The sequence below is a fragment of the Bartonella sp. AD328YNZD genome (genome assembly GCF_042196425.1).
Genome location: NZ_JBHIQG010000040.1, coordinates 1 through 13,500, shown reverse-complemented (window position 1 = coordinate 13,500; position 13,500 = coordinate 1). Strand labels below are relative to the sequence as shown.

Below are 13,500 nucleotides of genomic sequence, written 5' to 3'. Positions count from 1 at the left end.
ATACCCCTGCTTCTAACATACGAACCATTGCCCTTGCTGCTGCTTCTATTCGTATGTTAAAACAATTACAATGTTGGAAATCTGTAAAACCCTATGCGCAACCCATTCATTCAATGATCATCACAGATACAAGCACAAATGATCCGGTCAAACCCACTCTTTTAACCTTTGAAGGCGACATTAATCCCGGTGAGCCCTTTGCTGCCATGGTAGAGCATAGAGAACTCATCAATACTTTAAAAAAACGTGTCAAAGATCTCAATATCCCTGTTATTACAAACACACGTGTCATTGATTTTCATCAAGAAGACCAACATACAACCGTCACTTTAAATAATGAAGAGGTTTGGCAAACAAAATTGCTTATTGCAGCTGACGGAGCCCATTCGAAATTACGCAAAAAAGCAGGTCTTAGAAACTTTTCTCATCCCTACAAACAAACAGCAATTATCTGCACAATTGAACATGAAAAACCCCATTATGGTCAAGCAATTCAACATTTTTTACCTGCTGGCCCTTTCGCTCTTCTCCCTCTTAAAGGCAACCGATCCGCCATTGTGTGGAATGAAGATCATAAAACTGCGCAATATTATCTCAAAGCGGATGCACTTATTTTTGAAACAGAACTCGAAAGACGTATTGGCCATCGATTAGGCAAACTCTCTTGGAATGGCGAACGTCAAGCTTTTCCTTTGAGCCTTTCTTTAACACGTCAATGCGTTAAACCACGTTTTGCTCTCGTTGGCGATGCCGCCCATACCATCCACCCCATTGCAGGACAAGGACTCAATTTAGGATTACGCGATAGCGCTGCGCTGGCTGAAGTGATTATTGAAACAGCACGACTAGGTCTTGACATTGGCTCTCTCACAGCTTTAGAGCGCTATCAAAGCTGGAGACGTTTTGAAATTGTCCGTATGGCTTTAAGCAATGATTGGCTTAATAAACTCTTTTCTAATGATAGCCTTCTTTTACGGATGCTCCGCGATACCGGCCTTGGAATCATTAATCAAGCGCCAAAAATAAAAAAATACTTCATTCAAGAAGCTGCCGGACTCACTCCAAATGCCCCACGTCTTCTACACGGCTTCCCACTTTAAGCGAAAATTCATACTATTTCACTTTTTTTACAACCTTTGCCTTCCTCCTTTAAAGAACAAAAAATTCCTATCTCATCCAATCTGTTTACAAACCGGATTCCTGTCGAGTAATTTTTTCTTGACTTCCTCCCCCCCATATTTCACTCAACATAAGACTCGACAAGCAAGCTACATTCTAAGAATATTCACCATGCACTGAAAAAAACGTTTAATGTCTCAAAGAGGTTACCTTATATCACCACTTAAAAGAAGCCATTTCACGGCATAACAAAATAAACAAGACTTTTTAGTACACAACACCTTTATTTATAATAATAAATTCATTGTTCTCATATTGAGTGAAAAGTCTAAAGATCATAAAATACCCTTATTTCAAATCTCTCTCATGTTGAAGCAATCAAAATCATTCGCTTGCACATCACAAGTGAGAGTATCGTATAAATAAAAACAATTAAACAAAGTAATACAAAGACTCCCTCTCTCAAGGACTAAGGACTTTAGCAACATTGGAGGCGAGTAAAGTGTATAATGGCACCGGCATACACTTTTTATCGAAGTAAAAATGGTGGTGTACAATGGATTTTATATGATCATAGGGACTTTTACGTTATACTATTCAAGAAAAGCGCCATAAAATAAGCTTAATTGCATTGAAAAATTTTTCTTTTAAAAAAGCACGTAAATTGGAAACATAAATGTATTCGGTTTGGGACATTCTGCTTCTCAGACAAACTCTTTAACTTATTGTGGAATGCCACACGACTTTAGAAAAAATATTCCAATATATAAAAAGTGTTCCGTACACTATACCGTCACACACAATTGTAAACCTGCATATCACCCCCTATTTCACACCATAAAAGAAGATAAACCGCAATAGAAATGATCCAATCCTTTTATTTTCAAATACGCTCTTTATTCATTATTCATAAACGCTCATAAATGAATTTTAATCACAAACGCTCAGAAATATGTCATAAATTCTATAAAACCCATAACAGCCATAAAAATTTTCCATTTTTCTACATACTCACTCATCTCAACTAAACGAACGATAAATAAAGTAAATGCCTCATATATAATCTTACAGAAAAAGACCAAACAAAATCTATAACATCAGGCTTGTTCTAAAAAACAGTATTTCAAAAATATAAGTATGCTAATTTATTAACATATTAATTGCTAAAATTATCATTTTACATATTGAGTTAAAATCCCTATGCAATAAATTATTGTCATTTCGACCATTTTTGTAAAGAATCAATAAAACTATAAAAAGAAGTAAAATATCCCGCTCTCTCAAATGCCAAAAGCAATTACAATATTCCTAATCTGGCATCATCATTATGCTTGCCAGATTATAATAACAAAACTTTTTGCATTTAAATAAACTTTTTCACGCTCCCTATCATTGTATTTTGTAACTCAATACTTTAATATATTCGTTCAGTATGTTTATACAATCAAATTACCCAAAAAAGCATACTTCTTGCATTTACATTCCTTGGTATTCCCTTATCTTGTAAATATCGCATACGTGTTACGTTACTTCGAGTTCATCAAGTGTATACCCATTCTCCAACCACTCTTTAATCCACTTAGGTCTACGTCCACGCCCATTCCATAATTCCCATTGGTTATTGGGATTTCTATAATGGCGCTCTTTGCTCACAAGATCAGCGATATCAATTCCATGGGCATTAGCAATTTCAAGAATTTTTCGTCGCGCATTTTGCTTTTCCTTTGCTTGCCGTTTTTTTAATTCCACATCGATTTGTGTACGCATCTCTTGTAGTTCATCAAAATTCATATTTTTGAGATCATTCACCTTAATTACTCCCCTTGCAAAAAAAGAATTTCTTTTTGTCATATTTTAAACACAATTATAGACAATTTCTGTCCATTTATTATCGAAATTAAAATTACGATACATATATCATTTTGACGGAGATGTGCTTTGAGCCACAAAGAACTGTTTATTGGTATATCAATTACCGCCACTGCATCTTTTTTCAGTTCAGTTGCTGGAACTACTAAATGCAGTGCTCAAACACCATCGCACCTCTCTGACTCTTATGAATCAGTAGTCAAAAGTAAATATAAATCGTCACTCTATAAGTTATGGCAATGCGCAACAAAGAACAAGCCCTCTCTGTATAATGATAGTGTAGTTCATTATGACAGGAAAACCTCCCCTCATACACAACGGCTTTTTACTTCGTATAAATTTTTTTTGAAAAGATTTTTGCAACTAGAGAATTATATAAAACAAGCAGCTTCAATACAGTATCAAAGATTATTATTTTTTAAAAGCAACACCTTTCTTCGTGATTCCAATAATATTGGTTGGCGTAATGTGCTCTATTTTATTCCACACTTTTATCTTGTTAGTTGGATATTCGCATATATTAGAAATATTCTTAGAAGAGAACAAAGCAATAATCACAAGGAATATTCTGAGCTAAACAATCTCATTCTGCAAATTTATAAAATCAAAAGACAACGAGAAAAAGCACAACACAGAATTAGCATTTGTATTAATAAAATTCTTCATAATAAGGTGTATTGCTAATGATTGTTCCAGATTTCACATTTTTTGCTGCTGCATACATATCCAATATGCCTCCCATGACATTTTCAGTTGTTGCCGAACAAGAAACGCGGGACAATATCTATGTAAAAGATGATAAAGATAACTTGTTCTATCAATCATCTCAGTTTAAGGAAACAATCGCAACAGTTAAACAGAGCGAACATAATTTTAACATAATTTTAGGGCAAATTGATGTTGGAAATGTGAAATTGTTTTCTCTTTTTGATGCGTTTGATTTTTGCAGAAATATTACAGCTGTACAAAGCGCTTTAACTTACTGCTATGAACAAACAACATCAAAGTGCATCTTTGAAAAAGCGACTTTGCAGTCTGTGCTGAATTTTTACGATACAGAAAACTCAAACCATACCCGTATGCAAAAAATTACTTCATATATTGGAGTAAAAGCTGCTGTACGAGGAAATCAAGGCTTGCAGGAGCCTATAAAGCTTAAAAAAGAAGAACCAGAACAGACAACTAAAGTAGATTCTCTTCCTCTCTCTTCAAAAGGAGAGGAAGATGCATTTACACATAAAGAAAGTAGCGCCCACGATGCTTTTTCAGCTGAAGATTTTTCTTCATCGAGAAGATCGCTGAGTGATGACTGATATTTTCACGAAACCCCAGAATTTTGATAGGATATTATAATGAAAAGTAGATAAGAAAATGTTAAAGCTCTAATTAGTAAGATTGAACAAAATCTCTTCTAATTGAGGGCAAAGATAATGAAAATGATAGAACAAAACAGCGTTGATATAGCATTTAGTCAAAAAGCAGCACGTGAGATTACAGTCGTGATGCTTTCAGAAAGAGAATGGTATTTCACGTTTATTTCCGATGATCCAATCACCGGAAAGCCAAATAAATATACGTTACTTACACAAAGAGGAAAACTAAGAACTTGGGCTGATCCAAAATATCTTTTTAAGTTTCTTCATGAACGAGGGGTCATTTGTGGGAGTTTTAATCTTAATCAGGATAAAGAACATGAAACAATTAAATATTCTTCACACAACAGCTCGTAATAAAATTGTTGCATTGTCTGCAGCTTTAACTGTATTTTTTATGACCAATTCCACATATGCCCAAGCAGCGGGTTTAGATCCTGCAAAAAAGGCTTTAGAGGGACTCCAAACAGATTTAAAAACGATTATCCCTATCGCTGCTGCAGTTATACTTTTGTGCTTAGCAATTGGTTATGCAGGACGCTACATCGGAAAAGACACATTTGTACGGTGGGCAATCGGTGTCGTTATCGCGGGTTCAGCAGCTGAACTTGCAAATTTATTATTTAAGCCTACCTGATAAATCCATTAAACACGAAGTATTTCTTTCATGAAAAAAGAATTTTAGACTTTAATACTTTTATTCCACATCAATTCAATGAAATTATCCCTATTTCATGGAAAAACTACTTGCGCCAAATACAATTTTATAAGGTTGAACGATATGAAAAAATTAATCAATTTTCAATTGAACGATAATAACAAAATTACCGCAACCTCTGCAGTTTTAACTGTATTTTTTATGAACAATCCCGTATGGGCTCAAGCAGCACAAGGTTTGAAAAACGCAGATACAGCTTTAAACGCGCTCCAAAAAGACTTGAAAGAAATTATTCCTATCGCTGCAGCCGTGATACTTTTGTGCTTAGCAATTGCTTATGCAGGGCGCTATATCGGAAGAGATACATTTGTACGATGGGCAATTGGTGTCGTTATCGCTGGTTCAGCAACTGAACTTGCTAATTTGTTATTTAAAAACGCCTGATAAATCTTATTAAACACTAAGTGTGTCTATTATAAAAAGAAACTTAGATTTCTGTATTTTTATTTAGTGAAATAACAAACTATATCAAAAAAAGAACTTATTTATACCAACTGTAATCTAAATTGGAATAAACAATATGAAACAATTAAAAACTCTTCAAACAATAATTTGGAATAAAGCTACTAAAACCTTTGCAGCTTTAACTGTATTTTTCATGTCCAATCCTGTTTTAGCCCAAGCAGTAGTTCTACAGCCTGCAAATAACGCTTTAACTGCACTCCAAACAGACTTAAAAACGCTTATCCCTATTGCTGCTGCCGTTATACTTTTATGTTTAGCAATTGGTTATGCAGGGCGTTACATCGGAAAAGATACATTTGTAAGATGGGGGATCGGAGTCGTTATCGCGGGTTCAGCAGCTGAACTTGCAAATATGTTATTCAAAAGCGCGTAATAAAAATGACTATTAAAGTCATGCTGTGTAAAATATCTTTTTATCCTAAAACGAAATCTAAATTGAGATAAACAATATGAAACAATCAAAAGTTCTTCAAACAATAATTCGAAATAAAGCGACTAAAACCTCTGCAGCTTTAACTGTATTTTTCATGTCCAATCCTGTGTACGCTCAACAATTAACAACTGCAAAAGGTGCTTTAGAAAAACTCCGTGATGACTTAAAGTTGCTTATCCCTCTCGCTGCTGCTGTTATACTATTATGCTTAGCAATTGGTTATGCAGGACGCTACATCGGAAAAGACACATTTGTACGGTGGGCAATTGGTGTCGTTATCGCGGGTTCAGCAGCTGAACTTGCTGGTTTATTATTTAAACCTAACTGATAAATCTTTTGGAATAAGAAATATTTTTTGTAAAAGAAACTTTGGATTTCAATGCTTTCATTATACATCAATGAAATTGTTTCTTATTTCGTAGAAAAAATATTTATGATAAATCAATGAAGCTAAATATGAGAAACTTAACTAATTTCCAGAAAAATAATAATGAAATTATAACAATTTCTGCAGCTTTAACTGTACTTTTTATTAGCAATCCTGCATATGCAGTGCAATTAAAAAATGCAAAAAAAGCTCTAGACACTTTGCAAGATGATCTTGTTAAAAATATTATTCCTATTGCTGCTGCTGTTATACTTTTATGCCTAGCCATTCTCTATGCAGGGCGTTACATCGAAAAGGATACATTTATACGATGGGCAATCGGCGTTGTCATCGCGGGATCAGCAACCCAACTTGCAAGCCTGTTATTCACAGGTGTAGTTAATTAAAATTAAAGATGACAGATATAATACAAAATGTTTTTAAAATCTTAATGAGAGAAATATGCGAAAATTAATTAACCTCCAGCCAAAAAGTAACAACAAAGTTGCAGCAATTTCTGCTGCTGTAACTATATTTTTTATGAGAAATCCTGCATGTGCAGCAATAGAACCTGCGAACAAAGCTTTAAAAGCTCTACAAACAGATCTTACTACTAATATTATTCCTGTCGCTGCTGCTGTTATACTTTTATGCCTAGCCATTCTCTATGCAGGGCGTTACATCGAAAAGGATACATTTATACGATGGGCAATCGGCGTTGTTATCGCTGGCTCAGCAACCCAACTTGCGAACTTGTTATTTAAAGGTTCAGTTAATTAAAGTTTAAAGATGAAAACTATAATACAAAATGTTGTCTATAATCTTAGTGAGAGAAATATGCAGAAATTAATTAGTTTCCAATCAAAGAACAATAAAAAAATCATCACACTTTCTGCGGCTATAACTGTATTTTTTATAACACATCCCGTATGGGCCCAAGCAAAAGGTTTAGCTCCTGCAAAAACAGCTTTAGAAGAACTCCAAAAAGATCTTAATACTAATATTATTCCTGTCGCTGCTGCTGTTATACTTTTATGCTTAGCAATTGGTTATGCGGGACGCTACATCGGAAAAGATACATTTGTACGGTGGGCGATCGGCGTTGTCATCGCTGGCTCAGCAACCCAGCTTGCTCAGCTATTATTCAAAGGTGCAGTTAGTTAAAATTAAAGATGACAACTATAATACAAAATGTTATTTAAAGTCTTAATGAGAGAAATATGCGAAAATTAATTAGTTTCCAATCAAAGAACAATAACAAAATTATTACACTTTCTACGGCTATAACTGTATTTTTTATAACACATCCCGTATGGGCCCAAGTACAAGGTTTAGCTCCTGCAAAAACAGCTTTAGAAGAACTCCAAAAAGATCTTAATGCTAATATTATTCCTGTCGCTGCTGCTGTTATACTTTTATGCTTAGCAATTGGTTACGCAGGCCGCTACATAGAAAAGGATACATTTGTACGCTGGGCAATCGGCGTTGTCATCGCTGGCTCAGCAACTCAACTTGCGAGCCTGTTATTCAAGGGGCAAGCGTAAGTCTATATAACGCATAATATTTTTATCATAAGGTTTTATATCTAATTATTATACACATATGAGAATCTCATATATTTTATAATAATAAATACAAAATATTAATAAGAGCATTAATTAAGAGTAAAATATGAAAAAATTAATTGATTTCCGATTAAAAAATAACAACAGAATCACAGCAATTTCTTTGGCTATAAGTGTATTTTTTATAGTACATCCTGCGTATGCAAAACTAAAAGCTGAAGATGCTTTAAAAACTCTGCAAACAGATCTTACTACTAATATTATTCCTGTTGCTGCTGCCGTTATTCTTTTATGCTTAGCAATTGGTTATGCTGGACGCTACATCGGAAAAGATACATTTGTACGGTGGGCGATTGGCGTTGTCGTCGCTGGCTCAGCAACCCAACTTGCGAGCCTGTTATTCAAGGGGCAGGTGTGAGTCTTTATAATACATAATGTTTATAATGTGAGAGTTTATGTTTGATAAATTTAAACATATTATGTGATATTTCGTTTATATTCAGAATATACAAAGTATTGATAAGAGTAAAATATGAAAAAATTAATTAATCTCAAATTAAAAAATAATAACAAAATTATCGTAATTTCTGCAGCTCTAAGTGCCTTTTTTATAATGAATCCTGCATATGCAAATGTAAAATTAGATCCTGCAAAAAAGGCGTTAGATGCACTCCAAAATGACTTAAAAACGATTATCCCTCTCGCCGCTGCTGTTATACTTTTGTGTTTAGCAATTGCTTATGCAGGGCGCTACATTGGAAAAGATACGTTTGTACGATGGGCGATCGGCGTTGTCATCGCTGGCTCAGCAACACAGCTTTCTACACTGTTATTTACAGGTAACTAATGAACTGATATAATCCATAATGTTTTTTAAATTAAGAGTTTATATTTGCTAATTGTAATATATAAAGATAGTAATTTGTTTATTTTAAAAAATATAAAATATTCATGAAAGTAAGATATGCGAAACTTAATTAATGTCCAAACACAAAATAACAACAGAATCATAGTAATTTCTACAGCTATAATTGCATTTTTTATAACACAGTCTGCATATGCAAATGCAAAATTAGCTCCTGCTGAAAAAGCTTTAAGTGCTCTAAAAACAGATCTTATTGATCACATTATTCCTGTTGCTGCTGCCGTGATACTTTTGTGCTTAGCAATTGGTTACGCAGGCCGCTACATAGGAAAAGATACGTTTGTACGGTGGGCAATCGGCGTTGTCATTGCTGGCTCGGCAACCCAACTTGCTAAATTGCTATTTACAGGTCAAGCATAAATTAGTATAATACGTAATGTTTTTAATGTTCGTTGATTATAGATTTTTACCAGTAATAATATCGCTCACACTACGAAAAAAGGAATATTATTTATAGCAACTTTAATTAAAAGGGGATAAAAGATATGAAACAATTAAATACACTTCAATCAAAAATATGTAAGATTAGTGATATTTTTATAACTTTTATTATGTTATTAATAACTCAATCTGCATATGCTCAGACGGAAACAAAGAGTCTAGATGTTTTCATAGGGATGCAATATGGATTAAGTATAATTATTCCTATCGTTGCTGCTATCATTCTTTTATTACTTTTGCTTATTTATATATTTCGCATTATCGCAAAAGCTACATTTATGCGATGGGCATTCAGTGTCATTATTGCTGGTGCAGCTTTTTATATCAGCCACATATTATTTCACCTCCAGTGACGAGAACATTTCATGAAATCGCAAGAAAAAAAAGAATTCCCCCTATTCAAGGGAGCAACACGTGTTCCAACGATATGGGGTGTCCCCATGATGCCATTTATCATTATGGTTATGGGGGTTGCTGTTATTGCTATGACAGTAAGTATCTTTTTGTGGATTATAGCACCTCCATTATGGTTTATTATGGTGCAAATTACTAAAAACGATGATAAGGCGTTTCGTATCTGGTGGTTATGGATCGATACTAAATTTCGCAATCGCAACAAAAGTTTTTGGGGCGCATCAAGTTATAGTCCCTCTGATTATAGTAAAAGGAGATAAACATGACAGCTGTTGAAAGCAGCAAACGCCTTGCATCAGAGGCACCTGTAAGCCTGTTTCTGCCTTATTCACATCATATTACAGATACGATTATTTCTACTAAAAATGCGGAATATTTGTCAATTTGGAAAATTGACGGGCGTTCGCATCAAAGCGCTTCAGAAGAAGATATTTTTCAATGGATAAAAGAGCTTAACAATACTCTACGGGGGCTTGCATCGGCCAATTTATCATTTTGGGCACATATTGTGCGCCGCCGTGTTTATGAATATCCTGATTCAACATTTGATCAAATGTTTTGTTATCAGCTTGATGAAAAATATCGACAAAGCTTTACTGGTTATAATTTGATGGTCAATGATTTATATCTGACTGTCATTTTTCAACCGATAGCGGATAAAATTATGTCGTTCTTTTCTAAGCATGAACGTGAAACGCTTGATCAAAAAAAGATGCGACAAGACACATGTATAAAAGAACTCAATGACATCAATCGTACTTTAGGTCAATCTTTAAACCGTTACGGTGCAGAACTTCTTGGTGCTTATGAAAAAAATGGGCATGCTTATTCTTCTGCACTTGAATTCCTTGGAATGCTTGTCAATGGTGAATATCGCCCTATGCCAATTTGCCATGACCGTTTTGCTGACTATATGTCTGTCAATCGACCTTTTTTCTCAAAATGGGGCGCTCTTGGTGAACTGCGAACAACCAGTGGAATGCGTCGATTTGGAATGCTGGAAATTAAAGAATATGATGCAACAACCAAACCAGGACAATTGAATGTTTTGTTGGAAAGTGACTTCGAGTTCGTATTGACGCAGAGCTTTTCAGTTCTCTCCCGACATGCTGCTAAAGATTATTTACAACGGCATCAGCGTAATCTGATTGATGCACGAGATGTGGCAACGAGCCAAATTGAACAAATTGACGAAGCACTAAACCAGCTTATCAGTGGGCATTTTGTCATGGGAGAACATCACTGCACATTGACGATCTATGGTGATACAATTCAACAAGTTCGCGACCATATGGCCAAAGCAAGTGCAGCATTACTAGACGTTGCGGTACTGCCCAAACCTGTAGACTTAGCAATAGAGGCTGGCTATTGGGCACAACTTCCTGGCAATTGGAAATGGAGACCGCGTCCTGCTCCGATTACATCATTGAACTTTTTATCATTTTCATCTTTTCATAATTTTATGTCAGGAAAACCCACTGGCAACCCATGGGGACCAGCCGTCACAATTCTTAAAACAACCAGTAAAACGCCGCTTTATTTCAATTTTCATGCCTCCAAACTTGAAGAGGACTCGACAGATAAGCGTTTACTTGGTAATACCGCGCTTATCGGACAATCTGGTTCGGGTAAAACCGTGTTACTCGGCTTTTTGTTAGCACAAGCACAAAAATTTAAGCCGACAACTGTTGTTTTTGATAAAGATCGTGGTATGGAAATTGCCATTCGGGCGATGGGTGGAAAATATTTAACATTCAAGCCAGGCAGAAAAAGTGGTTTCAATCCTTTCCAACTCCCACCCACACAAGAAAATCTTATTTTTCTGAAACAATTTGTTAAAAAATTGGCAGAAGCTGGTGGTGAAGTCACGCATCACGACGAAGAAGAAATTAACAAAGCAGTTATGTCTGTTATGAGTGCTAACATTGACCGATCACTCCGTCGTTTGTCCTTTCTAGTACAATTTTTACCAAATCCACGTTTAAGTGATTATAATGCTCACCCATCTGTTCATGCTCGCTTACTAAAATGGTGTGAAGGTGGTGATTATGGGTGGTTGTTTGATAATCCCCATGATGCTCTTGATCTCTCAACACATCAAATTTACGGCTTTGATATCACGGAATTCTTAGATAATTTTGAAACTCGCACTCCAGTGATGATGTATTTGCTTTACCGCACAGAAGGCATGATTAGCGGACAGCGATTTATGTATATCTTTGACGAGTTTTGGAAGCCTTTGCAAGATCCGTACTTTGAAGATTTAGCGAAAAATAAACAAAAGACTATCCGTAAACAAAATGGTATTTTTGTTTATGCAACACAAGAGCCTAGCGATGCCTTGGAAAGTAATATTGCCAAAACACTCATTCAACAGTGTGCAACTTACATTTTTCTAGCCAATCCCAAAGCAAATTATGAAGATTATACTAAAGGCTTTAAACTAACAGATGCCGAATTTGAACTCGTTAAAGGACTTGGTGAGTTTAGTCGCCAATTCCTCATTAAGCAGGGTGATCAATCTGCGCTTGCAGAACTGAATCTTGGTAAATTCCATCTGACACGCGATGGAAAAACCATCGAACACGATTTTAGTGACGAGCTCTTGGTGTTATCAGGAACGCCTGATAACGCAGAGTTAGCCGAAAGCATTATCGCAGAAGTTGGTGATGATCCAGCAATATGGTTGCCAATTTTTTTACAGCACGCAAAAAATGACAGGAGGGAAACATGAAAAAAAAGGTCATTTCAATAGTAGTTGTAATAACTTTAGGGATTTCAAACCCAGCGATGGCTTGGGTTTGGGGCGCTGGGGCGGCGGATTTGGGAGCATCAGTCCCAACGACGTGGCCCAATTTTTTTGGAAAGTCATCTTCAAATAGATCAAAGCCTAAAAAAACTCCACAGGAAAAGAAAGCGCCACCTGATGCCCAACTTCTCGATATGCTAAAAAAACAACTTGAGGAAACAAAAAAGATACACGAATCTATAACGGGAAGCCAAAAATTCGACACTAAAAAGCTTAAAAATGTACAAACAGATCACAGTAGCTTTTTTCTCAAAAATCCAGAGAATCTCTACAATAGAAATAAAACTTCTGCTTTATCTACATCACTTGAAAATATTTTAAAAGAAGAAGAAATTCCTGTAACTATCCATGAATCTAGCAGTTTTATCAACAAGCGCATCCAATATGCAGCCATCACTGATAAAGCCGTAAGTTTAAAAACTTTTCAAGAAGCAAACAATCGTTTTCAGCAAATTGAAGAACTATTAAAAGAAATCACGACAACAAAAGATCTAAAAAGTATTGCCGAGTTACAAGCACATATAATTGGAATGCTTGCTATGCTACAAAATGAAACAGCAAAACTACAAATGGTTACACATTTACGCAATGCTGAACATACACTTATCAAACAACAGAAAGATAAGCATAACATAAAAATTTTGAATAGTAAAAACACGAAAATGCCTACCATAAGATTTATTAGGTAAAGCTTTTATAATAACATTTTGTATATTATTTCCCTGTATGCTCGTAAAAAGAAAAAGTTAATGCGTAATACTCAATTCTCTCTCATAGATCAAAAAGGTCTACGAAGTTTAATTTTATCCTTAAAAAGTTCAACGAAAAATGCTTAAAAATCATATAAAAAGTTGAAAATTCATTAAAGAGGAATTCCATGAACTTCACTATGTTCACGCAACTTTTCGATAAAATTAACCAGGTGACACAAACATATGTCACGGGTATTTCCTCAAAAGCAATTGTTACAATTACACCTTTCGTTTCAATTGGAATCACGAT

General features: G+C 35.2%; 19 protein-coding genes and 1 pseudogene. 19 read left to right on the top strand and 1 reads right to left on the bottom strand.

Features of this window, described 5'->3' with window-relative positions; all coding sequences use genetic code 11:
• Positions 1-1,100: ubiquinone biosynthesis hydroxylase (locus ACFIO3_RS03475; RefSeq protein WP_375704111.1), on the top strand; the 1,100-nt coding region annotated here is incomplete at its 5' end.
• Between the two features lie 1,540 nt (positions 1,101-2,640).
• Here ACFIO3_RS03475 and ACFIO3_RS03470 read toward each other — a convergent pair.
• The gene (locus ACFIO3_RS03470; protein WP_015857007.1) at positions 2,641-2,928 is read right to left on the bottom strand and encodes an H-NS family nucleoid-associated regulatory protein; all 288 of its coding nucleotides are present in this window, start codon (positions 2,926-2,928) and stop codon (positions 2,641-2,643) included.
• Positions 2,929-3,671: 743 nt separating this feature from the next.
• On the opposite strand from ACFIO3_RS03470, the gene ACFIO3_RS03465 reads away from it, so the two are divergent.
• The 18 genes and pseudogenes from ACFIO3_RS03465 to ACFIO3_RS03380 all read left to right on the top strand — a co-directional run.
• A complete protein-coding gene (locus ACFIO3_RS03465; RefSeq protein WP_375704110.1) occupies positions 3,672-4,301 on the top strand; it encodes a TrwN protein in 630 nt (209 codons plus the stop codon).
• A gap of 117 nt (positions 4,302-4,418) precedes the next feature.
• A complete protein-coding gene (gene korA / locus ACFIO3_RS03460) occupies positions 4,419-4,718 on the top strand; it encodes a KorA family transcriptional regulator (RefSeq protein ID WP_015857010.1) in 300 nt (99 codons plus the stop codon).
• Positions 4,681-4,998, top strand: a complete 318-nt coding sequence (gene trwL / locus ACFIO3_RS03455; protein WP_375615010.1) for a VirB2 family type IV secretion system major pilin TrwL — start codon at positions 4,681-4,683, stop codon at positions 4,996-4,998. The genes korA and trwL (ACFIO3_RS03455) overlap by 38 nt, the downstream gene beginning before the upstream one ends.
• A gap of 144 nt (positions 4,999-5,142) precedes the next feature.
• Positions 5,143-5,463: a VirB2 family type IV secretion system major pilin TrwL gene (gene trwL / locus ACFIO3_RS03450; protein WP_375615009.1), complete on the top strand. Its 321-nt coding sequence runs from the start codon at positions 5,143-5,145 to the stop codon at positions 5,461-5,463.
• Between the two features lie 136 nt (positions 5,464-5,599).
• Positions 5,600-5,917, top strand: coding sequence for a VirB2 family type IV secretion system major pilin TrwL (gene trwL, locus ACFIO3_RS03445; RefSeq protein ID WP_375615008.1), 318 nt, complete (start codon positions 5,600-5,602; stop codon positions 5,915-5,917).
• 76 nt (positions 5,918-5,993) lie between these two features.
• Positions 5,994-6,305, top strand: coding sequence for a VirB2 family type IV secretion system major pilin TrwL (gene trwL, locus ACFIO3_RS03440; protein ID WP_375615007.1), 312 nt, complete (start codon positions 5,994-5,996; stop codon positions 6,303-6,305).
• A 128-nt stretch (positions 6,306-6,433) separates the two neighbouring features.
• Complete coding sequence (gene trwL / locus ACFIO3_RS03435) at positions 6,434-6,751, top strand: VirB2 family type IV secretion system major pilin TrwL (RefSeq protein WP_375615006.1); 318 nt, start codon at positions 6,434-6,436, stop codon at positions 6,749-6,751.
• Between the two features lie 55 nt (positions 6,752-6,806).
• Positions 6,807-7,124: a VirB2 family type IV secretion system major pilin TrwL gene (trwL, locus tag ACFIO3_RS03430; RefSeq protein ID WP_375615005.1), complete on the top strand. Its 318-nt coding sequence runs from the start codon at positions 6,807-6,809 to the stop codon at positions 7,122-7,124.
• A gap of 57 nt (positions 7,125-7,181) precedes the next feature.
• A complete protein-coding gene (gene trwL / locus ACFIO3_RS03425) occupies positions 7,182-7,508 on the top strand; it encodes a VirB2 family type IV secretion system major pilin TrwL (protein WP_375612570.1) in 327 nt (108 codons plus the stop codon).
• A 56-nt stretch (positions 7,509-7,564) separates the two neighbouring features.
• Complete coding sequence (trwL, locus tag ACFIO3_RS03420) at positions 7,565-7,888, top strand: VirB2 family type IV secretion system major pilin TrwL (protein WP_375612569.1); 324 nt, start codon at positions 7,565-7,567, stop codon at positions 7,886-7,888.
• Between the two features lie 127 nt (positions 7,889-8,015).
• The gene (trwL, locus tag ACFIO3_RS03415; protein ID WP_375615004.1) at positions 8,016-8,327 is read left to right on the top strand and encodes a VirB2 family type IV secretion system major pilin TrwL; all 312 of its coding nucleotides are present in this window, start codon (positions 8,016-8,018) and stop codon (positions 8,325-8,327) included.
• Positions 8,328-8,441: 114 nt separating this feature from the next.
• Complete coding sequence (trwL, locus tag ACFIO3_RS03410) at positions 8,442-8,756, top strand: VirB2 family type IV secretion system major pilin TrwL (RefSeq protein ID WP_375615003.1); 315 nt, start codon at positions 8,442-8,444, stop codon at positions 8,754-8,756.
• A 117-nt stretch (positions 8,757-8,873) separates the two neighbouring features.
• Positions 8,874-9,194 (top strand): VirB2 family type IV secretion system major pilin TrwL, encoded by a 321-nt coding sequence (gene trwL / locus ACFIO3_RS03405; protein ID WP_375615002.1) that lies wholly within the window; start codon positions 8,874-8,876, stop codon positions 9,192-9,194.
• Positions 9,195-9,319: 125 nt separating this feature from the next.
• The gene (locus ACFIO3_RS03400) at positions 9,320-9,628 is read left to right on the top strand and encodes a conjugal transfer protein (RefSeq protein ID WP_375610333.1); all 309 of its coding nucleotides are present in this window, start codon (positions 9,320-9,322) and stop codon (positions 9,626-9,628) included.
• A gap of 12 nt (positions 9,629-9,640) precedes the next feature.
• Complete coding sequence (locus ACFIO3_RS03395; RefSeq protein WP_375610334.1) at positions 9,641-9,949, top strand: type IV secretion system protein VirB3; 309 nt, start codon at positions 9,641-9,643, stop codon at positions 9,947-9,949.
• Positions 9,950-9,951: 2 nt separating this feature from the next.
• Positions 9,952-12,423, top strand: coding sequence for a VirB4 family type IV secretion/conjugal transfer ATPase (locus ACFIO3_RS03390; RefSeq protein ID WP_375610335.1), 2,472 nt, complete (start codon positions 9,952-9,954; stop codon positions 12,421-12,423).
• Entirely contained in the window at positions 12,420-13,187 is a 768-nt protein-coding gene (locus ACFIO3_RS03385; protein ID WP_375606611.1) for a type IV secretion system protein, read from the top strand. The genes ACFIO3_RS03390 and ACFIO3_RS03385 overlap by 4 nt, the downstream gene beginning before the upstream one ends.
• A gap of 188 nt (positions 13,188-13,375) precedes the next feature.
• Positions 13,376-13,500, top strand: a pseudogene (locus ACFIO3_RS03380) (trwi protein); the annotation flags it as partial.